Source organism: Mesorhizobium sp. WSM4810, assembly GCF_055811235.1.
In genome coordinates this window covers 346029-367627 of the sequence record NZ_JBVVQV010000005.1, presented here as the reverse complement: position 1 = coordinate 367627, position 21599 = coordinate 346029, and the positions used below count along the sequence as shown (strand labels likewise).

Genomic DNA, 21599 nt, shown 5'->3' with positions numbered 1-21599 from the left:
CGGCGGGTGGGGTGTGGGGGCCATGAGGGGTGGGGATTGATACCAGCCGCGCCGGCTTTAACCATCTGTTCACCATAAGGTTCGATGCTGTTTTTCTCAGGCACCACTCCGCACGACGTTTTCGATCGCAGTTTGCTGCGCACTACAGGAGAAATGGCTTTGACGGTTGCCGACATCAACAGGCTGGAACAGGCCGCACGCGTTTCGATGAGCGGGTTTCAGGATATCGAAGCATCCGCAATGCGGTCGCCCCGTGATTCCCTGCCGATTCCCGGCCTCGCCGCAATCGGGCTAGCTGCAGTGGTCGTCCTGGCCGCCGCGTTCCAGTTGGTCTGATGCATTCGCGCAGAAGCAGGCCCCTCGGGCCTGAACCAAGGGTGTGCAGTGGTTTTGCGATAACAATTTTAAGCAAAGCGTCGGACGCAAAGCGGCCGGCGGCTCGTGCTTGCCTGATGTCGGCCTGTTCTCCATGGTCGCGCGGGCCTGTATCGCCGGAACTTTGGCGGATGTGGCCCGTTCTATGGCGGGAGGACCGTCGCCATGGAACATATCGCTGCCGTGCTGCTGGTCATCGGCTGTTCGAACACGATGACCGAGTGCCGCGAACTGCCCGTATCGGTGAGCGTTTTCGAAACCGCTCAGGAGTGCACCGCGGCGCGTCCGTTTGCCATGGGCGATGTGCAGGGTCAGGCTCCGCGCATCATTGCCAAATGCCTTTCCGTCGATCCGGCACTTGAGGATGACTACGACCGGATCGTCTGGAACGTACGCCCGGACGGCACCCTCGACGCTTCCGTGGAGATTTCCGACCTCGAGCTTGCCTCGAGCGGCGCGCGCCCCGAAAAAGATTCTCTTAGCCAACAATGAAATCGAGCAGGGCAAAACACTTTTTCGCGTGATAAATGACGGGCGGAGCTACAAGTGAGGACAAAGGCGAGGAGTGACCCTATGCGGAAGATGATTATTGCCATGGTTGCCGCAATCGCGGTCAGCGGTTGCAGCACCACCGAACAGGATGTCGGCGTCGGCGCCGGTGTCGGCGCTCTGGCCGGCGGCCTGATTGACGGCGGCAAGGGTGCGCTGGTGGGCGCAGCCATCGGTGCCGGTACCGGCCTGCTGGTGCGCAACCTGCGCAATGGCTATTGCCAGTACCGCGACAACCGTGGACGTCTGTTTACGGCGCGCTGCTGATCCGTTTCAAACGCAAGAGGCATTGGAAGCGGAGACCGGACGAGCCGGTCTCTGTTTACTTGGACGCTGTATTTTGGGACGCTGTATTTGGCACGCTGTATTTGGCACGCTGTATTTGGGGCGCTGCATTTGGGCGCCTTTGAAATCGGTCGGTTTGCGGCAGTGTTTCAGTCCGACAGCGGGATCCTGATTTCCACGCTTAGCCCGCTATCGTGAAAATCGCGATTGATCGTACCGCGCAATTCGCGCGTCACGTTCAGATCGATCAGCTTGGTGCCAAAACCTGTTTTGACCGGTGGTTCGAGCTTCTTCTTGCCGGCTTCGCGCCAATTGAGAACCAACGTTCGGTCGCTCCTGTGGCCTTCGACCGACCAGTCGACTTTGAGCGACCAGTCGCCGTTCCTGGTAATGGCCGAATTGCCGGTTTCGCCATATTTTAGCGCGTTCGTCGCCAGTTCGTGAAAGGTCAGGCCGAGCGCTTGCGTCGTCGTCTCGTCGAGCAACACCTCTGGCCCCGACAATATCCCGTCAGGAAGCTCCTTGCCGAACACCTGGCCAAGCTCGATGCGCAAGAGATCGCCAAGATCGGCCTTCTGCCAGCGCGAGCGCGTCAGCATGTCCTGAGAAGCCGCCATCGCTTGCAGCCGGGCCGAAAAAGAAGACGAGAACTCGTGGACGTCGGTGGCATGCGATGCCGTCTGGCGCGCGATCGCCAGCACCCGCGTGATCGAGTTCTTGATGCGGTGCTTCATCTCCTGCAGCATCAGGTCTTTTTCGAGCAGGCTCTTTTCCGTCGTCTCATGAAGCAGCGAGACCGCGTCATAGGCCCGCTCCTGATAGCGGGCCACCAGCGCGATGGTGCCCGCGAGCAGCAGCCCGAACAGGCCGAGCATCACCGGAATGGCGCGCGAGGACGGTTGCGAGAAGGCGCTTGTCGGCCTGAACAGGACGGTCCATGGACGTCCGGCGATGGTGAGTTCGCGAGAAACCAGCAACCTGTCTCCGAAGCCCGACGCCGGCGGCGTTTCCGACTGGAACAAAAGATGGTCGGCATCCACCTTGCCGTCATAGATTTCGATGTTGACCGGCAGCAGCGGCGTCCGGCTGAGCGCGGTCTGGAACAGGTCGCGGGCGCGGAACGCCGCATAAAGCAAGCCTGTTGTCGAGGATCTGGACGCATCGATGCCGTCCGCCGCGGTTTCGATGTTGAGCCGCACGAAGACCAGGAAGCCGGTGAAGGTCTGCGCAGCACCTGTTTCCTGGCCTAGCTGCACGCGCCCGCTCGCGTGCTGCTGGTTGTCGGCCATCGCCCTTTCGATCGCCTCGCGCCGCACCGGTTCGGTGAACATGTCGTAGCCGATGCCGGATTGATTGGAAGGGTCCAGCGGCTCGAACAGCGTGATGGGCGCACGCCATGGCAGCGTCGTCGTGGCCGGATAGATCGCATCGCTGACGCCATAGTCGTGCAGGATAGCACGCTCGACCGCTGCCTCGTCGCCGGCTCTCACCAGCCGGAGAAAGCCGATGCCGCGCAGGCCGGCGAAATTGTCGTTGATACCCAGCGCATCGAAGAACGCCTTGAACTCGCCCCGCGAAATGTCACCATTGCGAGCCTCGAACAGCGCATGTGTCGATCGCAGCAGTGACAGATGCAGGTCGATGCGGCTATCGATCCGGTTGAGGGCGTCGTCCGCCGTCGCCTCGAATTTGATGCGCGCCGCTTCCTGGGTGGCGAAATAGGCGAATCCCGCCATTGTCAGGCTGATCAGCGCGACGGCAATGAACGCGACGATCGGGAAGAACTTCTTCAAATTGCTGCTGCGACCCATGGTTTCCCATCTTATGGGCAAGTCCCCGTGGCAACACAATGGCGCGGCCAAACCATCATGACGGCTGGCATATCACATGACAGGTATTTGACGCTTCAGGCGGCGATCTTCAGCGCGCCTGGTCCCGGAATGGCGCCGGGCGGGCACTTGCCCAGAATGATCATGCCGAGCACCTCGTCCTGAGTCACGTCGCCGGTGCGCGCCGTTCCAACGACCCGGCCATTCTTTATGACGCAGACGCGGTCGGCAAGCTCGAACACATCGTGGATGTCATGGCTGATCAGGAAGATGCCGATGCCGTCGGCCTTGAGCTGCATGACCAGTTCGCCGACCTGCGCCGTTTCCTGCGGTCCCAGTGCCGCCGTCGGCTCATCCATGATCAGGATGCGGGCGTTGAACAGGATGGCGCGCGCGATCGCCACCGACTGCCGCTGGCCGCCCGAAAGCTTGACCACCGGCTCCTTGAAACGCTGGAAGCGGGGATTGAGCCTGCCCATCACCTTGCGCGCCTCGGCCTCCATGGCGCCATCGTCGAGCGTGCCCCAGCCGGTCATCAGCTCGCGGCCGAGGAACAGGTTGGCGGCGGCGTCGACATTGTCGGCGAGCGCCAGCGTCTGGTAGATCGTCTCGATGCCGTATTTCTTGGCGTCGCGCGGATTGGCGATCGAAGCCTCCTCGCCATTGACGAAGATTTGGCCCGAATCGCGCTTGTAGGCGCCGGACAGGATCTTGATCAGGGTCGACTTTCCCGCACCGTTGTGGCCGAGCAGCGCCACGACCTCGCCCGGGAAAAGGTCGATCGACGCATCGTCGACGGCGCGAATGCCGCCGAAGGCAATCGAGATGTTGCGCATGTCGATCAGTGGCGTGGGAGCAGTCGTGTCAGCCATGATCGTTCCTTTCCATGGTTTTGCCGAGCATGATGCTGGACCGAAACGGATGTCCACTTTTCGCTGATTCGGACCTTCGGCTCGGGATCATGCTCAGACCCGCTTGCGGTAGACGGTGTCGAGCCAGACGGCGACGACCAGCACGGCGCCGACGACGACGCTCTGAAGCGGCGAATCGATGCCGAGCAACACCATGCCGGACTGCAGCGACTGCATCAGAAGCGCGCCCAGCATGGCGCCGAGCACCGTGCCGGAGCCGCCGGCCAGCGACGTGCCGCCGATGACGGCTGCTGCGATGACCAAGAGTTCGTCCAGCGTGCCCAGCGCATTGGTCGCCGCATTGAGGCGGGCCGAAGCAATTGCCGCGCTGATCGCGGCCAGAACGCCCATGATCATGAACACTTTCATGGTCACCCAGCGCGTGTTGATGCCGGCGAGTTCCGCCGCTTCCGGGTTGCCGCCGATGGCAAAGACGTAGCGGCCGAAACGGGTGCGCCGGGTGATGAAGGTCATGACGATGCCGACTGCGACCGCGATCAGCACCGGTATGGCGATGCCATGGGCGAGGAACAGCCCGCCTTCGGGGATGGTGATGCCGTTCCGCTGGGCGTATTGGCGAACGATGCCGATCGGCCAGGGGTAGGAATTGGCGATCCAGACGGCGCCGAGGATGGCGGCGCAGGCGACAACACCAAGCAGGCTCTCCGCCCAGACCGGGCGCAACGGAAACTTGAAGCGCTTGCGCTGCGACCGGCCGTTGAGCAGCATCAAGGCGACGGCCACACAGGCGAGAATGCCGACGATCCAGCTCGCGGTCGCCCCGATCGAGCCACGCGGCCCGCCACCCATCAGCTGGAACGTGGCATCGAGCGGCGCGACGGTGCGCCCGCTCGTCATCAGCCACGCCATGCCGCGCCAGATCAGCAGGCCGCCCAGCGTCACGATGAAGGCCGGAACCTCGAGATAGGCGATGATGAAGCCCTGAAGCGCGCCGATCATGAGGCCGAGCGCCACGCCGGCAGCCAGTGCGATGACCCATATCCAGGGATTTCCAAGCTGGAATCCCATGACGCGGATGAGGAATTCTGCCTGCGCAACGCCCATCACCATGCCGATGACGCCTTCGACGGAGCCGACCGAAAGATCGATGTTGCGCATCACGATGACCAGCACCATGCCGGTCGCCATGATCGCGACCGAGGAAGTCTGCACCGACAGGTTCCAGAGATTGCGCGGCGTGAGGAACAGCCCGCCCGACAGGATGTGGATTCCAACCCAGATGATCAGCAGCGCGCCGACCATGCCGAGCATGCGTATGTCGAGCTCGGTCGCCTTGAGGAAGCGGCCGAAGGGGCTGAGCTCGGATTCACGCGCCCGATCAGCAACCGGCGTGTTGGAAGTCGTGTCGGTCATGATGTCCTCCCACCGTTGCCGTCTGCCGCGGATGCCGGAAGCAGCTTAGAAATTACCCGCGAGACGCGGAAAAACAACTCTTTTGAAAAAAACGCCGCGGCGTGAAGCCGCGGCGTTTCAGGTTTTTTTGGCGAAGGCGGATCAGTTGCAGACCGGGACGGTGCCCGCCGCCACGCCGGCGCAGACCTCTTCCTGCTTGATCCAGCCGGCGTCGATGACGACGTTGAGATTGTCCTTGGTGATGGCAACCGGCGTCAGGAACAGCGACTTGACGACATTGCCGCCCGGCGTGGTGAAATCCTTGACGCCGGCAATGTCTGTCATCGGCTTGCCGTCGGCCAGCTGCGAGGCGATCTCGGCGGCGTTCTTGCCGAGCTCGCGCGCGTCTTTCCACACCGATACGGTCTGTGTGCCGAGCGCGATACGGTTCAGCGCGGCATGGTCGCCGTCCTGGCCCGAAACCGGGACGGATCCGGCCAGGCCTTGCGCCGTCAGCGCCGCGACGACGCCACCGGCGGTGCCGTCATTGGCGGCAACCACCGCATCGACCTTGTTGTCGTTGGCGGTCAGGAACTGTTCCATGTTCTTCTGGGCGTTGGCGGGAAGCCAGCCGTCCGTATAAGCCTCGCCGACATTCTTGATCTTGCCGCTGTCGATGGCATCCTTGAGCACTTCCATGGAACCGGCGAACAGGAAATCGGCATTAGGGTCGGCGCCCGAGCCCTTGATGAAGACGTAATTGCCTTCCGGCGCCACCTTGAACACTTCGCGGGCCTGCATGCGGCCGACTTCCTGGTTGTCGAAGGTCAGATAGAAGACGTCCTTGTTCTCGATCAGCCGGTCATAGCCGACGACCGGAATGCCTTCGTCCAGCGCCTTCTGCACCGCCGGACCGATGGCCGAGGCATCCTGCGCAAGGATGATCAGCGCGTTGGCGCCCTGCGAGATCAGGCTTTCGACGTCGGTCAGCTGCTTGCCTGGATTGGACTGTGCGTCAGCGGAGATATATTTGTCGCCGTCGGCCTCGATCGCCGCCTTCATGGCGGCTTCGTCGGTCTTCCAACGCTCTTCCTGGAAGTTCGACCACGAAACGCCAATGACCTTGTCCTTGGCCTGCGCGGCCGACGCGAGCGTCAGCGACATGGCGACCCCCGCCAGAATGGCGGCTGCGAATCTCTTCATGATATTCCTCCCTGCGCCGCGTAGGGCGCGACCAACTGGCCCGAAGGCCGGCACAAAGGCTCTATTTTTTCGAGCCTCGAAAAAATACTGGTCCAACGCCGAAGCACTGTCAACACCAATTCTGATGGATTTTGACGTCCTGTCGGGCTTTTTTTCGAGGCTCGGAATAAATAATGACAGCCCCTTCTGCTTCTGCCAGTATTTGTCCGGCATACCGACGGCTTCCGATTCATGAGCGGCCGCGGCAATGAGGAGGAAAAAAAAATGTCGGTGGGAATCCGTCATGACGATCTGCGCCGGCGCAACCGGGCGATGGTGATTTCGGCCGTGCGCCGGGCAGGCCAGCCGTCGCGGACCGAGATCGCCGCGACCACCGGCCTCAGCCATTCGACCATATCGGCGATCTCTGCCGACCTGATCCAGGAAGGCATCCTGGCCGAGAGCAAGGCGAGCGAGACGGTTTCGTTGAAACGCGGCCGGCCGCAGGTCGGCCTCAGCCTCAATCCGCAAGCCGCTGCGGTGTTGGCCGTCGTGTTGTCGCTGAATTTCCTGTCGGTCGCCGTCATCAATTATGCCGGGCAAGTGGTCGCCGAGGAACAGCGCCGGCTGGACACGCTGACCATGTCGCGTGACGCGCTGATCGACGAATGTGTCGCCATCGTCCGGCGCCGGCTCGAAGATCCCGACCTCGATGTCCAAAGCGTCGCCCGCATCGCGCTGGCGATCCAGGGCATCACCGATTCCCACGCGCGCGCCATGTTGTGGTCGCCGATCACGCCGCAGACGAACATCGCCTTCGCCGACATTCTGGAACGCGAGTTCGGCATCCCTGCCATCATGGAGAACGACTGCAACATGATGGCCGTGGCGCTGCGCTGGCGCCACCCGGATCGCTACCGCGACGATTTCATCGCCATCCTGCTCTCGCACGGCATCGGTATGGGGCTGGTGCTGAAGGGCGAGCTGTTCACCGGCACCCACTCCTCAGGCGGCGAATTCGGCCACATGATCCATCGGCCGGGCGGCGCGCTTTGCCGCTGCGGGCGGCGCGGCTGCGTCGAGGCTTATGCCGGCAACTACGCCATCTGGCGCAACGCAAGGCTGTTGAGCGAGAACGCCGAGCCGGTCGCCGATGTCAGCGACGCCGACATGCGGGCCTTGGCGGCCCGGGCGCGCGAGATGGACGGACCGGAGCGCGAAGCCTACCGCAAGGCCGGCGAGGCGCTCGGCTTCGGGCTCGGCAGCCTGTTTGCGCTGATCGATCCGGCGCCGGTGGCCATGGTCGGCGCCAGCGCTGCCGCCTTCGACCTGATCGAGCCGGCCCTGCGCGAGGCCATCGCCCAGACCGCCGGCGGCCAGCATTCGGGTTCGATTTCCTTCGACACCGAGCCGAACGAGCTGCCGCTGATCCGCGAAGGTTGCGCCATGCGGGCGCTAAGCTTCGTCGACCAGGAGATTTTCGCGCCGAGCATCCAGGCACGAGCCGGCTCGGTCGGAAAGAACGTGGCTTGAAGGATTCCCGGGTCGCGACTTGGGGTGTGTTGAGATTCAGGTCAGGCCGAGTCGAGAATGGTGGGTTCCGAGAACCGGAGCGGAGCGTACTTTTGGGTACGTGAGCCCGCGCATGACCCCGAAATCGAGATCGATTTCGGAAAGGTCGTGCGCAAAATCAAAGTTCTACAGCGTCCTTTGCGTGCCCAACAGGGCGCGCGGCGCTGTAGGTAAGCGCAGGAAGCCGCCGTTCGCAGGCCGGCATCACCTGAATATCAGCACATCCCTAGCTAGTCTTCCCTGATCGCATAGCCGGCGCCGCGGATGGTGCGGATGACATCGGGCATGCGACCATTGTTGACCGCCTTGCGCAACCGGCCGACATGGACGTCCACCGTGCGCTCGTCGATGTAGATCGTCTCGCCCCAGACATTGTCGAGCAACTGACTGCGCGAGAAGACCCGGCCCGGGTGGCGCATCATGAATTCGAGCAGCCGGAATTCGGTCGGCCCGAGCCGGATCTCGCTCTTCTTGCGATAGACCCGGTGCGATTCACGATCGAGCATGATGTCGCCGACCTTGAGCACGCTGGACAGCACTTCCGGCTTGGCGCGGCGCAGCAGCGCCTTGACCCTGGCCATGAATTCCGGTGTCGAGAACGGCTTGACCAGATAGTCGTCGGCTCCGGTCGAAAGGCCGCGCACCCGGTCGCTCTCCTCGCCGCGCGCGGTCAGCATGATGATCGGCAGCCGCTCGGTTTCGGGGCGCACCCGAAGGCGCCGGCAAAGCTCGATGCCGGAAACCGCCGGCACCATCCAGTCGAGCACCAAAAGATCGGGCACGTTTTCCTGCAGCCGGATTTCGGCCTCGTCGCCGCGCGTCACCACCTCGACCTGATAGCCTTCGGATTCAAGATTGTAACGGAGGAGGACGCCCAGCGGCTCTTCATCCTCCACCACCATGATGCGCGGCGCGATCATCGGCCGGTCACTCCTGTCATGTCGCCGGCGCCGACATCGTCGTTTCGTCGAGCTTCGGGCGATCCGCCGGCAATTGCTGCCCGGTCACGACAAAGTAGGCGTTTTCGGCGATGTTGGTGACGTGATCGCCGATACGCTCGAGATTCTTGGCGCAGAACAGAAGGTGCGTGCAGGCGGTGATGTTGCGCGGATCCTCCATCATGTAGGTCAGGAGCTCGCGAAAAACCGCCGTGTATTTCACGTCGATCTTCTGGTCGTCGGCGCGCAGTTCCTTCAACGCGCCGGCATCGCGCGACACATAGTGCTCGACCACGCCGCGCAGCTGCACAAGAACGAGGTCCGCCATCGCGTCGATACCGTGCGACAGATTACGCGGCGTCGCGCTCTGCCCGACTGCGCTGACCCGCTTGGCTATGTTCTTGGCCAGATCGCCGATGCGCTCGAGATCGCCCGCCATGCGGATTGCGCCAACCACGGCGCGCAGATCCTGCGCCATCGGCTGCCGCTTGGCGATCAGCGTGATGGCGCTGTCATCGAGTTCGCGCTGCCGCGCATCCATGATGGCGTCGTCCGAGACGACGCGCTGCGCCATCGCATTGTCCGACGCAAGCAACGCGCGGATCGAGGCCGCGACCATTGCGGCGGCGAGCTCGTCCATGTCGCGGATCAGCCGGTCGATGTGCTCCAGTTCCTCGTCGAAAGATGCGACGGTGTGTTCACCCATGGTGCTGTCCTCGTGTTCGAAATTCGCCGGACCGCTCAGCCGAACCGGCCGGTGATGTAGTCCTGGGTGCGCTTGTCGTCGGGGTTGGTGAACATCTTGTCGGTCGCGCCCTCCTCGACCAGATAGCCGAGATGGAACATCGCCGTGCGTTGCGACACGCGCGCCGCCTGCTGCATCGAATGGGTGACGATGACGATCGTATAGTTCTGGCGCAGTTCGTCGATCAGTTCCTCGACGCGGGCGGTGGCGATCGGATCGAGCGCCGAACAGGGCTCGTCCATCAGGATCACTTCCGGCGACACCGCGATGGCGCGCGCGATGCACAGGCGCTGCTGCTGTCCGCCGGACAGTCCGGTACCCGACTCGAGCAGGCGATCCTTGACCTCGTTGAACAGGCCGGCCTTCTTCAGGCTCGATTCGACGATGCCGTCCAACTCGGCCTTGCTCCTGGCCAGGCCGTGGATGCGCGGACCGTAGGCGACGTTTTCGTAGATCGACTTCGGAAACGGATTCGGCTTCTGGAATACCATGCCGACGCGAGCTCGCAGCTCGACGACATCGATTTTCGGATCGTAGACGTCCTCGCCGTCGAGCGTGATCTTGCCGCTCACCCGCGCGATATCGATGGTGTCGTTCATTCGGTTCAGGCAACGCAGGAACGTCGACTTGCCGCAGCCCGATGGCCCGATCAACGCCGTCACCTGATGCTCGCGGACATCGAGATCGACGTCGAACAGAGCTCGCTTCTCGCCGTAGTGAACAGAGACCTTTTCGCCCTTCATCTTGATCGAAGGGGCGTTGGTTGCGCTGCTCAGTTTCTGCTCGACGCCGGCTTCCGTCATGATGTTCATATCCTCTACTCCTTACCAGCGCCGCTCGAAGCGCCTGCGCAGTATCACCGCGATGGCGTTCATGATGACCAAAAACACCAGCAAAATCAAAATCGCCGCCGAAGTCTTCTGCTGGAACCCCGCTTCCGGGAAATCCGCCCACATGAAAATCTGCACCGGCAGGATCGTCGCGGGATCGGTGAAGCCGCCGGGAATGTCGACGATGAAGGCGACCATGCCGATCATCAGCAACGGCGCGGTTTCGCCGAGCGCATGCGCCATTCCGAGGATGGTGCCGGTCATGATGCCCGGCATCGCCAGTGGCAGGACGTGATGGAATACGGTCTGGACCTTGGACGCTCCGATGCCAAGCGCCGCCTCGCGGATCGAAGGCGGCACGGCGCGCAGCGAAGCGCGCGAGGCGATAATGATGATCGGCAGGGTCATCAGCGCCAGCACCATGCCGCCGACCACCGGGGCTGAGCGCGGCATGCCGAAGAAATTCAGGAATACGGCAAGTCCAAGCAGGCCGAAGACGATCGAAGGCACCGCCGCCAGATTGTTGATATTCACTTCGATCATCGTCGTCAGCCGGTTCTTGGGCGCAAATTCCTCAAGATAGATCGCCGCTGAAACGCCGATCGGGAAGGCGATTGCGAGGGTTACGATCATGGTCAGGAACGATCCGACGACCGCGCCCCAGACACCAGCCAATTCCGGCTCGCGGCTTGCGCCGGTGAAGAAGAAGATCGAGTTGAACCGGCTTTCGATCAGGCCGGCGCTCTTCAGCGTGTCGAGCCAGACGATCACCTTGTCCGAAATCTTTCGCGATGCTTCCGGCGTCTCGATGACGCGCAGGAATGCCTGGCCGCTCGCGGCGGGCGCCGTGCTGTCCAGCGCCTCGATCACCGTGCCTTTTGCGATCACCGTGCCGTTGGCCGCAGACGACAGCGAGGTCAGCTTGACCGTGCCGCCATTGAACGCGACCAGCAGCGACGACGCGCCGCTCGTCAGCGTAAACATGCCGTTTTCGCCCTCGGTCGCACCATGGCCGCGCGCCAGCGCCAGCATGGCATCGTCGCCGAAGGTCAGATCGATGTCGCCGCTGGTTTCCGAAGGCGTGACGCTTGTCGAAATCGCTTCGTCCGAACCGACGTCGGCAAGCAAACCCTTGAGATAGAGGTCGGCAAAATCGTCAACTGGAACCGCATAGTCCACCGTTCCTCCGAGCATCCCCGGATCAGCCGCAATATCCTTGCGCAGGAACACGCCTGTGCCGGTGGAAATCAGCCCGCGCAGCAGGCGCTTGTCCTGGCGGCTCTTCACATCCGGAAATTTTGCCGTAAGCGCTTCCTGAGCGATGGCGTCGTAGTTCACTTCGTCGAGTTTCGCCGGGTCGACCTTGGCCGCTGAAAGATCGATCGGCAGCGTCACATAGTTCTGCCGCAGCGCCGGAATCGCCTGCGTGACGATCGTCGACAGGAGCAGCACAAGGAACAAGCCGGCCAACGCGACAGCTGCGGCGCCGAGCCATTTGAACCATTTTTCCGTGCGGTAGCGGCCCTTCAGCCGCGCCTTCGCGGCATCGTCGGTATGAACGCTGACCGGCCGTCCGACGGCGCCGAATGACGAGATCGCATCAGTCATATTGCTCTCGGTATTTCTGGACGACGCGCAAAGCGACGATGTTGAGGGTAAGCGTGATGCAGAACAGCACCAGGCCGAGTGCGAAGGCTGCAAGCGTCTTGGCGCTGTCGAACTCCTGGTCGCCCACAAGCAGTGTCACGATCTGCACGGTCACGGTGGTGACCGCTTCGAGCGGATTTGCCGTGAGGTTTGCCGCCAGCCCCGCCGCCATGACTACGATCATCGTTTCGCCGATTGCGCGGCTGACGGCAAGCAGCATTGCCGAAACGATGCCCGGAAGGGCAGCGGGAAGGACCACCTTGCGGATGGTTTCCGACTTGGTCGCGCCGAGGCCCGCGGAACCGTCTCTCAGGGATTGCGGAACGGCGTTGATCACATCGTCGGAAAGCGAGGAAACGAAGGGAATGATCATGATACCCATGACCACGCCTGCGGCGAGCGCGGATTCAGACGCGACGTTGAGGCCCAGGCTTTCGCCGATACCGCGGAAGTAGGGCGCAACCGTCAGCGCGGCGAAGAAGCCGTAGACGACGGTCGGAATGCCGGCGAGGATTTCCAGAACCGGCTTTGCGACCGCGCGGACGCTTTTGGAGGCGTAATCCGAAAGGTAGATCGCAGCCATCAGCCCGATAGGCGCAGCCACCAGCATGGCGATGAAGGTGATGAGCAACGTGCCGGCAAAGAGCGGCACCATGCCAAAAATGTTCTCGTTGACCGCCCCGGCCTCCGCTCCCGCGCCGGTGAAGGCGCTCTGCGGCGACCAATGCGTGCCGAACAGGAACTTGTAGAACGGCACCTGTTGGAAGAACCGCAGCGACTCGAAGATCAGCGACAGGACGATGCCGATCGTCGTCAGGATCGCGACCACCGAACAGGCGATCAAGAATGCGCGAAGAACGCGCTCGACCACGTGGCGCGCCCGGTAGGCCTGTGCGATGCGTGAATAGGCCCAGTAAAATCCGGACGCGGAAAGCACGAGCGCGACGGTCCAGATGATCCAGGTGCTGGTCGCATGGACCGATTTGTAGAGCGCGGCGGCCGCCTCTTTCGTTGGATCGGCAAAGCCGACAAGCCCGCCAAAGGCCATCGCGCGAGCGTCGCGGATGAAAGCTTCGACCTGCGGGACGCCCATTCCCGACAACTCGGAGGAGAAGCGGTCGGTAACGATCGACGATTCAATTCCTGGCGTCACCAGCGACCACAACACGATCGCAAGCAGCGCGGGACCGGCAGCAAAAAGCGCCAGAAACATGCCATGCTGGCCAGGCAGCGAATGCAGTCGCGCGACGTTGCCATTGACGCTGGCAATGGCGCGGGTCCGGCCGAGCCAATAGGCAGCAGCGGCCAGAACCACCAGAAGAACAACGAGATAACCGACCATGATTCGGGACGTCCCCTCGACCGCCGGTCATTCACCGGCTCAAAGCACGGGACCTATGGTCCCGCGCTTTGTGCTTTAGGATATGAGGGGTCAGAGCGGTACGCTCGGACCCCCGAACATCAGGAGCCCATGCCCTTCAGGGCCTTGGCGTTTTCGGCCGACTTGGCGCGCTCGGCGTCCGGCAGCGGGATCAGGCCCTTGTCGGCCAGATAACCATCAGGACCCCATGCAGCCTCCGAGGTGTACTCGGCGATGAACTCCTGCATGCCGGGGATGACGCCGACATGCTCTTTTTTGGCATAGACAAAGAGCGAGCGGGAAACGCCGTAATCGCCGGATGCGATGTTCTCGAAAGTCGGCTCGACGCCATCGACCTTGTGGCCCTGCAGCTTGTCGGCGTTCTGGTCAAGGAACGAGAAGCCAAAGACGCCGAAGGCATTGGGGTTGGCTTCCAGCTTCTGGACGATCAGATTGTCGTTTTCGCCGGCCTCGACAAAAGCGCCGTCTTCGCGGATCTCGCCGCAGCCCTTTTCATTAGCCGCCTTCACTTCTTCCTGGCAGGCCGCATCCATGACGAGCTCGACGAATGCATCGCGCGTGCCGGAAGTCGGCGGCGGGCCAAGCACCTCGATCTTTGTCGCGGGAAGCGATGCATCGACATCCGACCAGTTCTTGTAGGGGTTGGGGACGACCTTGCCGTCAACAGCGACGTTCTTGGCGAGCGCCTTGAAAACCTGTTCCTTGGTCAGATCGACGACAGTCCCTGCCTTCGAGTTGGCCAGTACGATGCCGTCGAAGCCCACCTTGATCTCGACCGGCGTCACGCCGTTTGCCTTGCAGGTTTTAAGCTCGCTATCCTTGATGGCGCGCGAGGCATTGGTGAAGTCGGCGGTATTTTCGCCGACGCCCTGGCAAAACAGCTTCATGCCGCCGCCGGTGCCAGTCGACTCGACAACCGGGGTCTTGATCTTTCCGCTCTGGCCGAGCTTTTCAGCGACAGCCGTCGTGAAGGGGAACACTGTGGACGAACCAACGATTTGAATCTGGTCGCGCGCGGCGGCATAACCAGCCGACGCGGCGAGCGCAAGCGCCGCGGCCGACGCCGTAAGGAGGAATTTCTTCATGTGGCCTGCTCCTGTTCGGAAAAATGGTCTCTCGGCGCCATTCCTTCGGCGCCCGCTGAGGCCATAGCCCCCGATTATTACAGTCACATGACAGTTTGATGTCAGCCCGGTAACCGCCGCACAGCCCTGTCAAAAGGAAGGGCCGCGGGTCTCGCCGGTACAGCCGTGGTTTGCCGCTGGAATCAGCAGCTTGCGCGAATTGCGGCCGGCATTTGCCTGGACGGGCGAACAATTGGCGCCGAAAAAGAAAATCCGGGCGGGAGCGCGTTGCATGCGGCCAAGGAGGTCATGGCCGTGCCATCGCCGAAGCAGGTCCGTTGGGGTAAATCTGACCCTGCTTCTTGCCGGCGGTCGCTGCTCCCGCCCGTAACTGGAGGAGCGGAACTCGAATGCGCTCATTGTTCCAACCGGACGCATGCTTTGGTATGGTGCGATCGCACCATAGTCTTGTCGCAACGCGTCGCCGAATCGGCTGGACCCGACAGGCTGACGTGGCTATCCCGCGCGTGGATTTCCCGTCCGCGGACCTTTTCGAGCAAGACGCCGCCTGGGGCTAATGGGCTTAGGGCTGATGGGCTTGGGTAGGCAATCGTCCATGCCCGCCCCCAATCGCGCAAAGTCGCGCCAGGGACGCTGCGGCACTTTGATTTTTGCGCATGATCCCCAGCGAAATCGATTCCGATTCTCCGGGTCATGCGCTAGCCTTGCCCGCAGTGTATTCCGACGGTTGTCGGTAGAACCGAAGCCGCGTTATAGATCCCGCAAGGATGTTGCTGATGTTGCGACGGATCCTGCCTTTTTTCGTGTGCCCGATGCTGCTGCTAGGGAGCGGCTGCTCGCGCAGCTACGACGGCACCGTCGTCATTCCAAGGCCGCTCGATGTCCGGCGGTTCTGGGACCGGCCGCAGCAGCAGGCGCAAGCCGAACAGCCGCAGTTGCTGCAGACCGATGTCTTTCCTGCGGCGCCCGAAACGCCGGAAACAGCGGCGGCCCGCAAAATCGACTCCTCCGTGGCGCCGAGAAGGAAAATCGCCAGGATTGCCAAACAACCACCGACGCCGTCATCCGAGCCGGCGAAACCGCTCACCTGCAGGAACGTCAGCCAACCCGGAAAACGGGTCCGCATGGTCTGCGAATAGCCAGCCGGCATTCAAGCGCTAGCAGCTAAAAAGATGCGCCGCCTTGAAAACGTTGCTGCGCAGCTGCCGCAGCGGTTCGGTCAGACGCGCAGGCCGAGAGCATGAGCCGACCTGGTGGGTTTCGGGCTGCCTGATCGGCGTTACCGCCAGCCGCGTTGAACCTTATCCGGCCTTCGACGTTAAACAGCCATTGCAGCGCCGCGCGTCGCTTTGGACGCACAACACACGCTGTAGCGTTTTGATTTGGCGCATGGTCCTTTCCGAACCGAAGGCAGCGGAGCGGAGATCGATCCCGATCCCTGGGCGCTGGATGGTCAAAGGAGACCGAACACATGTCGATCCACTTCACTGTCTCGGACGTGACCAGAAATCTGTTTCACTTGCCCGGAAATCTGCTTCACTCGCCCAGAAGTCTGTTTCACTCGCTGAGAATGGACCATGAGCGCGCGCCGAGACCTCTCAGTCCTGAGCAAAGTCTTTTGCTGGAATGCTATCTGGCCGGTCAGATTCCGGAATCGGCCTGGAGCGACTACGTCTTCGAGACGCCGGAATTGGCACGCCATGTCAATGCGAGACGCGGGCAACACTGATATCTGGTGAACCGGTCCGATCTCTCAAGGTGACGCCAACAACGCTTGGCTGAATCGGCCCGATCAGCGTGCCGTTGCGCTTGAAGCTGAGGGTGCCCGACGACAATAGCCCTCGAGACAAAAAGGCCGGCACATGGCCGACCTTTCCTTCCACCTCGACCGCGCCAGTACATCCGTGGTCACGGGTTGGAGGTGAATTGCCGACCAGTAGATAGGGATTTGGTTAACGAATCCTTAACCGGCGGGAACTGCTCGTCGACGTGTCGTGGCCAATCTGCGTTGCGTCTTCGTGATCAGTGCAGAAAGTCGTCTTTAAATGCGGCACATATTATTAATCGTTGTACGCCAACGTGTTAGCGTATGAGGCATATCGAAGATGCATGTCGCGCAAAAGCATGCCCTCGGGCCTGACCCGAGGCTGCGCAGCGTTTTTGCGATAACGACATGCATAAAAACAAGAACTTAAGCGCGTCGCATTGGATCCGTTCAGCCGCAACGCGCTTTAGCCTATTCTGGAAGTCGACTTATGGCCGTGCTTGGCGCTCTCCCTCCTGGCGTTCGCTGTCGACCAATTCGCGAAGCAGATTGGGAAGGAGTGGTCGACTGCCTGTGCCGGGGGTTTCCGAAGCGTGACCGGAGTTACTGGATACAGGCGCTGACCCGTTTGTCGCAGCGGCCTCCCGTCGCCGAGTTCCCACAATACGGCTTGGCCTTGGAGAAGGCCGATCGGATCGTCGGCGTTGTGCTGACCCTTTATACCCGTTATCCCGGGCAGGAAGGCGACGAAGTCCGCTGCAACCTTTCAAGCTGGTCCGTCGACGCAGAATTCCGTCCCTATGGCGCCAAATTGGTCACGACGATTCTCAAGCGAAGGGACGTGACCTACACCAATATTTCGCCGGCGCCCGCAACGTTGAAAGCCAACTGGGCGCTCGGCTTTCGGCCCTTCACCACCGGACAATTTGCCTTCTTGCCGGCTTTTAGTTTGGCGCAGCGGTCATGTCGCGTGCTTGAAGCTCGTCCCGATCTTGCGGAAATGGCGATGCTGTCCGACAGCGAGAGATACATACTCTCGGAACACTCAGCACTTCACTGCCGGTCATTGATTTGCATTTGCGACGGAGCAGCGTTTCCTTTCGTATTGATGCCGCGCCGGATATTGCGCGGTCTTATCCCATCCTATCAGATCGTCTATTGCCGCTCTCTCGCGGATTTGAGCCGGTGCGCCGGTGCCATCGGGCGCTTTCTTTTGCGAAGCGGCATCCTGCTTTGCGTCGTCGACGCCAGGGAGCCGATTGGAGGTCTGTTCGGGTGGTACCGCGCCAACAGCGGGCTGAAATATTTTAGGGGTCCCAGACCACCCTCGCTTGGAGATCTGTCGTTCACCGAGCTTGTAATGTTCGGTCCCTGAACGACAAGCGCAGCATCAGTCATGCCGCACCGATTTGCGGCTGAAATGGCAAAAGCGAACCCCGCCTCTCGGGGCGAGGGTTCCTTTTTGAAAACGACGATCTGCTACTGAACAGGGGCTGTCTGAGCTGGCGGGGTTGCGGGTGCCGGCGTCGTCGTGTCGGCTGGAGGTGGCGGCAACTGGCCAGCGGTCGTCGCCTGCGTTCCTCCCGATTGAGTTTGGTCACACGCCGCCAGGGCAGCAAGCGCCAGGCCGAACGCGGCGAATAAGGGTAGTTTGCGGGTCATATATAGTCCTTCCATGGACGCCACCCGCGCTGGCCCCATCATCGGGATCGATGCCCGCAGGTCAACCGTCGCTCCTTCGTCGACGCTTCAAACATTCTTACGTCCGGTAAAAGGCGGCGGGCCCTCGGGCTCGGTTTAGATCGGCCTGGGCAAGCAAAACCGTGAGAGCGAAAGCCTCACGCGCCTGCCTGCGACTTCACATAGGCGATATAGCCGCGCACGTCGGCGGCCGGCTCGGCATAGGCCTTGCCGAGCTTCTTTTCGATCGCCGCCATATACTCCTTCGCCCATTGCGGCAGCGCGTAGTCGATGGCGGCCAGGAATTCGAGCGTCGCCGCCAGGCGGATGTCGGCGATCGACGGGTACTTGCCGCCGATGAACGGCTTGCCGTTCCTGAAGAAGCTGTGAAAGACCTCCAGCGGCTCGGCTATCGCTGCTATAGCGGCCTTCTGGGCTTCCGCCTTCTTGTCGGGATGAGCGTCGCTGTGGCCGACCTCGCCGGCATATTGCGGGAAATTCAGCGCAGGATAGGTGGCGCGCGCCACATAGGGGTAGAGCGTGCCGATCAGATAGAACATGGCGCTGTCGATCATCGCCCGCTTGGCCGGCGCCTTGGGATATAATTTCTCCAGCCCGTGCTTGTTGGCGAGATACTGCATGATGGCGCAGCTTTCCCACAACACGCCCCTGGGCAGGCCCTTGTCCTCGATCATCGGCGTCAGATGGGCCGGGTTTCGCGCCATATACTCGGGCGAGCGCGTGTGGCCCCATACGTCGGTCTCGGAATGGTCGAGCCCGGCCGCGCGCGCAAACACCCGTACGCTCATATTGTTGACGCTCGGCTTCAGCATGCTGAGCGTCAGCGCAGGCTTCTTTCCTGATTTCGCCTTGGTCTTCCGCGCGGATTTCGCGGACGCCTTACCTGCAGCTTTTGCGGCGGCTTTCGCTGCCAGCTCGGCGGAAGCGCCTGACGCCTTGGCCGCAGGCGTTGTCGCCTTGGCCGCAGGCTTTGTCGCCTTGGCAGCTGGTTTCGTAGCGGCCTTGGCGGCCGGCTTCTTCGCACTTTTCGTGGTCGTCTTTGCCATTGTGTTCCTCCCTTTTTTGGCCTGTCGTCAGTATGGATTTTTCGGCGCGCGGTCTTCCGATAAGGTCGCACGGGAGCGCTCGACCAGCGCCTGGATCGCGTCGGCGAGATGCACTTCGGCGATTGCGTAGTCGCCGCGCGCGACGCGAAGCTTGTGCGCCTGCATCAGCACGTCGGCATGGTTGAAGCCCGCCGGCGGCTCGAAACGGTAGGAAGCGAGCTCGATCAGCAGGCCGAGCGGATCCTCGAAATAGATCGAATCCATAAAACCGCGATCCTTGACGCCGCTGTGCTTGATGGCGCGCTCGTCGAGCCGGGCGACCGCCTGCAGGAAGGTGACCCGCGACACCGCAAACGCGATGTGATGGACGCAGCCCGGATCGGTCGGCGTGCGCCGTTTGACCGGCGTGCGGCTCTCGTCGGTGAAGATGGTGATCAGCCGGCCGTCGCCCGGATCGAAATAGAGGTGGCTTTCGCTGGCCTTGTCGAGGTTGGGCTGCTCGAAGATGAAAGGCATGCCAAGCACGCCTTCCCAGAAATCGATCGAGGTCTGGCGCCCGGCGCCGACCAGCGTGATGTGATGGACGCCTTGCGATTGCAGCTTCTGCATTGGCCGTCTCCCTGGCAGCCGGATGTCGTCGTCGTGTTCACCTCGCCCCGGTGCCGCTCGCAGTTGTGCTGCTTGTGCCTGGCACGAGGATTATCAGGAGATGCTAAATCAACCGGCGACGATGCGCCAGAAGCCAGGCCATAGGGACACTTGCATTGGAAGTCCCTGGGTAGCGCAAACGGTAGCTAAGCGCTGCGAGCCTTTCGGCCGCCCTCAAGCTCGATGATTCTTTGAGCCGCCTTCGCGATAAAGCCGGACCGGGTATAACCGGGCGCCTCGGCAAAGGCGTCAATTTGGCTTGGAACATCTTCAGCGAGCGTGATGTTGACGCGGACAGCTTTCTTGGCCTCGGTCTTCACCGCAACCAAGATTGCGACGCGGTCTCGATTATCGGCGTCGGCCATGACATCTTCCAAGCTGGAGGGTTCTGGAATGGCTTCGCCATCTTCCACAAGCCCTTCGATGTGAAGGGCAAGGGCCTCCTCAGCCATAGCACTAGCGTCGTCCAGATCGGTGCCGGCGGTGACAACGCCGGGAAAATCAGGAAAGGCCACACCGAAGTCGCTGCCGGTATCCTTATGGATCAATCCGATATACTGCTTCATTGTATCTACCTCAGCTTTAGACCGGATTGACGTTCGATGCTCCGCAGGGTCCCAAAGGAATATCCCTTTTGGGAACCGTGACTCTACCGGCTTTCTTCTTGTGTTTGAATTGTGCATGGCTTGCGTCCAGCGCCTCCAGACACTCAGGTCCGCCAACATTCGCGGCCGTACATGGTCGCTTATCGACAAACATTCGATGTACAGACCGCAAGCGAGCTAAGCGTTGAAATCCTTGGTACGCCCAAGGGGAATCGAACCCCTGTTCCCGCCGTGAGAGGGCGGTGTCCTGACCGCTAGACGATGGGCGCGTTCAAGAACCGGCGATATAGGCTGACGGCCGGGAAAAAGCAACTGGGCTTCTGGCAGTCAATGATGTCGGGGAAATATCCGTTGCAGGCCTATCGTTTTGGCTCGATCAGTCCCAGAGATTTCCATGGAGATCGGCGAAAACCGCCACAGTGCCATAGGCCTCAACGCGGGGCGCCTCGCGGAATTCAACGCCCTTTTTGAGCATTGCCGCATGGTCGCGGACAAAATCGTCGGTTTCGAGAAACAAAAAGACGCGGCCGCCGGTCTGGTTGCCGATGCTATCCCTTTGCGCATCATCCGACGCTTCGGCCAGCAGCAGCTGCGCGCCTTGTCCGTTCGCCGGCGCCACCGTGACCCAGCGCTTGCCGCCGCCGAGATCGACGTCCTCTGTGAGCAAGAAGCCGAGCTTGTCGACATACCAGGCGATCGCCTCGTCGTAATTGGCGACGACAAGCGCGACGCTGGCGACGCGGCGATGTTCGGCGAAACCAGTCATTTCCTGCGGATCGAAAAGCGACCGATGATGCGGCGCTCGGTGATGTCGTAGACAAAAATGGCGCGGCTGCCGTCGGCAAGCTCCGCATCGATGGAGACGCGGTTGCCGGAAAGCGACTGGCTGATGACCTTGGCGCCGACCGGCAGCACGATGTCGCCGGTCAGCGGCTCGCCTGCCGGCACCCGGATGTCGCCGGCAAGGGATGGGGCTGCCGGTGGCGCGCTGCGCGTTTTGTAGACAAGGGCTGCAATCACCACCATAAGGGCGAGGAACAGCAGGCCGAGATTGATGGCGACGAAGCGGACGAGCTTCTTGCGCACCTTTTCGACTTCGGGGTCGAGCGGCTTTTCCTCGTCTTCATCGGCAGCAGCCATGGCAAACCATTC

General features: G+C 61.8%; 21 protein-coding genes, 1 tRNA gene and 2 pseudogenes. 7 read left to right on the top strand and 17 right to left on the bottom strand.

Annotated elements, in window-relative coordinates:
- Window positions 1-84 precede the first annotated feature (84 nt).
- The 3 genes from AC0L3O_RS10920 to AC0L3O_RS10910 all read left to right on the top strand — a co-directional run bounded on the left by AC0L3O_RS10920 (window position 85) and on the right by AC0L3O_RS10910 (window position 1191).
- The gene (locus tag AC0L3O_RS10920; RefSeq protein WP_198032772.1) at window positions 85-336 is read left to right on the top strand and encodes a hypothetical protein; all 252 of its coding nucleotides are present in this window, start codon (window positions 85-87) and stop codon (window positions 334-336) included.
- Window positions 337-540: 204 nt separating this feature from the next.
- Entirely contained in the window at window positions 541-867 is a 327-nt protein-coding gene (locus AC0L3O_RS10915) for a hypothetical protein (RefSeq protein WP_023797104.1), read from the top strand.
- An 81-nt stretch (window positions 868-948) separates the two neighbouring features.
- Window positions 949-1191: a YMGG-like glycine zipper-containing protein gene (locus tag AC0L3O_RS10910; protein WP_027153471.1), complete on the top strand. Its 243-nt coding sequence runs from the start codon at window positions 949-951 to the stop codon at window positions 1189-1191.
- 167 nt (window positions 1192-1358) lie between these two features.
- On the opposite strand, the gene AC0L3O_RS10905 is transcribed toward AC0L3O_RS10910, so the two are convergent.
- The 4 genes from AC0L3O_RS10905 to xylF all read right to left on the bottom strand — a co-directional run bounded on the left by AC0L3O_RS10905 (window position 1359) and on the right by xylF (window position 6505).
- A complete protein-coding gene (locus AC0L3O_RS10905) occupies window positions 1359-3002 on the bottom strand; it encodes a CHASE domain-containing protein (RefSeq protein ID WP_023797102.1) in 1644 nt (547 codons plus the stop codon).
- A gap of 113 nt (window positions 3003-3115) precedes the next feature.
- A complete protein-coding gene (locus AC0L3O_RS10900) occupies window positions 3116-3910 on the bottom strand; it encodes an ATP-binding cassette domain-containing protein (protein WP_473535680.1) in 795 nt (264 codons plus the stop codon).
- Between the two features lie 93 nt (window positions 3911-4003).
- On the bottom strand, window positions 4004-5323 hold the full coding sequence (locus AC0L3O_RS10895; protein ID WP_473535681.1) for a sugar ABC transporter permease: 1320 nt from the start codon (window positions 5321-5323) through the stop codon (window positions 4004-4006).
- Between the two features lie 141 nt (window positions 5324-5464).
- Entirely contained in the window at window positions 5465-6505 is a 1041-nt protein-coding gene (xylF, locus tag AC0L3O_RS10890) for a D-xylose ABC transporter substrate-binding protein (RefSeq protein WP_473535682.1), read from the bottom strand.
- A 264-nt stretch (window positions 6506-6769) separates the two neighbouring features.
- Here xylF and AC0L3O_RS10885 point away from each other — a divergent pair, with 264 nt between their 5' ends.
- The gene (locus tag AC0L3O_RS10885) at window positions 6770-8017 is read left to right on the top strand and encodes an ROK family protein (RefSeq protein WP_473535683.1); all 1248 of its coding nucleotides are present in this window, start codon (window positions 6770-6772) and stop codon (window positions 8015-8017) included.
- A 269-nt stretch (window positions 8018-8286) separates the two neighbouring features.
- Here AC0L3O_RS10885 and phoB read toward each other — a convergent pair whose 3' ends face one another.
- The 6 genes from phoB to AC0L3O_RS10855 all read right to left on the bottom strand — a co-directional run bounded on the left by phoB (window position 8287) and on the right by AC0L3O_RS10855 (window position 14682).
- On the bottom strand, window positions 8287-8976 hold the full coding sequence (gene phoB, locus AC0L3O_RS10880) for a phosphate regulon transcriptional regulator PhoB (RefSeq protein ID WP_031254097.1): 690 nt from the start codon (window positions 8974-8976) through the stop codon (window positions 8287-8289).
- Between the two features lie 16 nt (window positions 8977-8992).
- Window positions 8993-9700, bottom strand: a complete 708-nt coding sequence (gene phoU, locus AC0L3O_RS10875; protein WP_023797095.1) for a phosphate signaling complex protein PhoU — start codon at window positions 9698-9700, stop codon at window positions 8993-8995.
- Window positions 9701-9735: 35 nt separating this feature from the next.
- Window positions 9736-10551 carry a phosphate ABC transporter ATP-binding protein PstB gene (gene pstB, locus AC0L3O_RS10870; protein ID WP_023797094.1) on the bottom strand — a complete coding sequence of 272 codons (816 nt, stop codon included), beginning with the start codon at window positions 10549-10551 and terminating at the stop codon, window positions 9736-9738.
- 12 nt (window positions 10552-10563) lie between these two features.
- Window positions 10564-12177, bottom strand: a complete 1614-nt coding sequence (gene pstA / locus AC0L3O_RS10865; RefSeq protein WP_128175411.1) for a phosphate ABC transporter permease PstA — start codon at window positions 12175-12177, stop codon at window positions 10564-10566.
- Entirely contained in the window at window positions 12170-13558 is a 1389-nt protein-coding gene (gene pstC / locus AC0L3O_RS10860) for a phosphate ABC transporter permease subunit PstC (protein ID WP_473615536.1), read from the bottom strand. Before pstC ends, pstA begins: the two co-directional genes overlap by 8 nt.
- A 119-nt stretch (window positions 13559-13677) precedes the next feature.
- Entirely contained in the window at window positions 13678-14682 is a 1005-nt protein-coding gene (locus AC0L3O_RS10855) for a PstS family phosphate ABC transporter substrate-binding protein (RefSeq protein WP_023797091.1), read from the bottom strand.
- 776 nt (window positions 14683-15458) lie between these two features.
- On the opposite strand from AC0L3O_RS10855, the gene AC0L3O_RS10850 reads away from it, so the two are divergent.
- The 3 genes from AC0L3O_RS10850 (at window position 15459) to AC0L3O_RS10840 (ending at window position 17822) form a co-directional block, all read left to right on the top strand.
- Entirely contained in the window at window positions 15459-15821 is a 363-nt protein-coding gene (locus tag AC0L3O_RS10850; RefSeq protein WP_473615534.1) for a hypothetical protein, read from the top strand.
- Between the two features lie 332 nt (window positions 15822-16153).
- The gene (locus AC0L3O_RS10845) at window positions 16154-16411 is read left to right on the top strand and encodes a hypothetical protein (protein ID WP_473535686.1); all 258 of its coding nucleotides are present in this window, start codon (window positions 16154-16156) and stop codon (window positions 16409-16411) included.
- 526 nt (window positions 16412-16937) lie between these two features.
- Window positions 16938-17822 carry a hypothetical protein gene (locus tag AC0L3O_RS10840; protein ID WP_473615533.1) on the top strand — a complete coding sequence of 295 codons (885 nt, stop codon included), beginning with the start codon at window positions 16938-16940 and terminating at the stop codon, window positions 17820-17822.
- A gap of 463 nt (window positions 17823-18285) precedes the next feature.
- Here the strand turns inward: AC0L3O_RS10840 and AC0L3O_RS10835 are convergent, their stop codons facing one another.
- The 7 genes and pseudogenes from AC0L3O_RS10835 to AC0L3O_RS10805 form a co-directional block, all read right to left on the bottom strand.
- A complete protein-coding gene (locus tag AC0L3O_RS10835; RefSeq protein ID WP_473535688.1) occupies window positions 18286-19194 on the bottom strand; it encodes a glutathione S-transferase family protein in 909 nt (302 codons plus the stop codon).
- 27 nt (window positions 19195-19221) lie between these two features.
- A complete protein-coding gene (locus AC0L3O_RS10830) occupies window positions 19222-19803 on the bottom strand; it encodes a VOC family protein (RefSeq protein ID WP_473535689.1) in 582 nt (193 codons plus the stop codon).
- Window positions 19804-19988: 185 nt separating this feature from the next.
- Entirely contained in the window at window positions 19989-20408 is a 420-nt protein-coding gene (locus AC0L3O_RS10825; protein WP_473615532.1) for a type II toxin-antitoxin system HicB family antitoxin, read from the bottom strand.
- A gap of 5 nt (window positions 20409-20413) precedes the next feature.
- Window positions 20414-20547 (bottom strand): annotated as a pseudogene (locus AC0L3O_RS10820) (type II toxin-antitoxin system HicA family toxin).
- Window positions 20548-20641: 94 nt separating this feature from the next.
- Window positions 20642-20716, bottom strand: a tRNA-Glu gene (locus AC0L3O_RS10815).
- Window positions 20717-20806: 90 nt separating this feature from the next.
- A pseudogene (locus AC0L3O_RS10810) lies at window positions 20807-21213 on the bottom strand (VOC family protein).
- Window positions 21210-21587, bottom strand: coding sequence for a fimbrial protein (locus AC0L3O_RS10805; RefSeq protein WP_473615530.1), 378 nt, complete (start codon window positions 21585-21587; stop codon window positions 21210-21212). Before AC0L3O_RS10805 ends, AC0L3O_RS10810 begins: the two are co-directional and overlap by 4 nt.
- Window positions 21588-21599 lie beyond the last annotated feature (12 nt).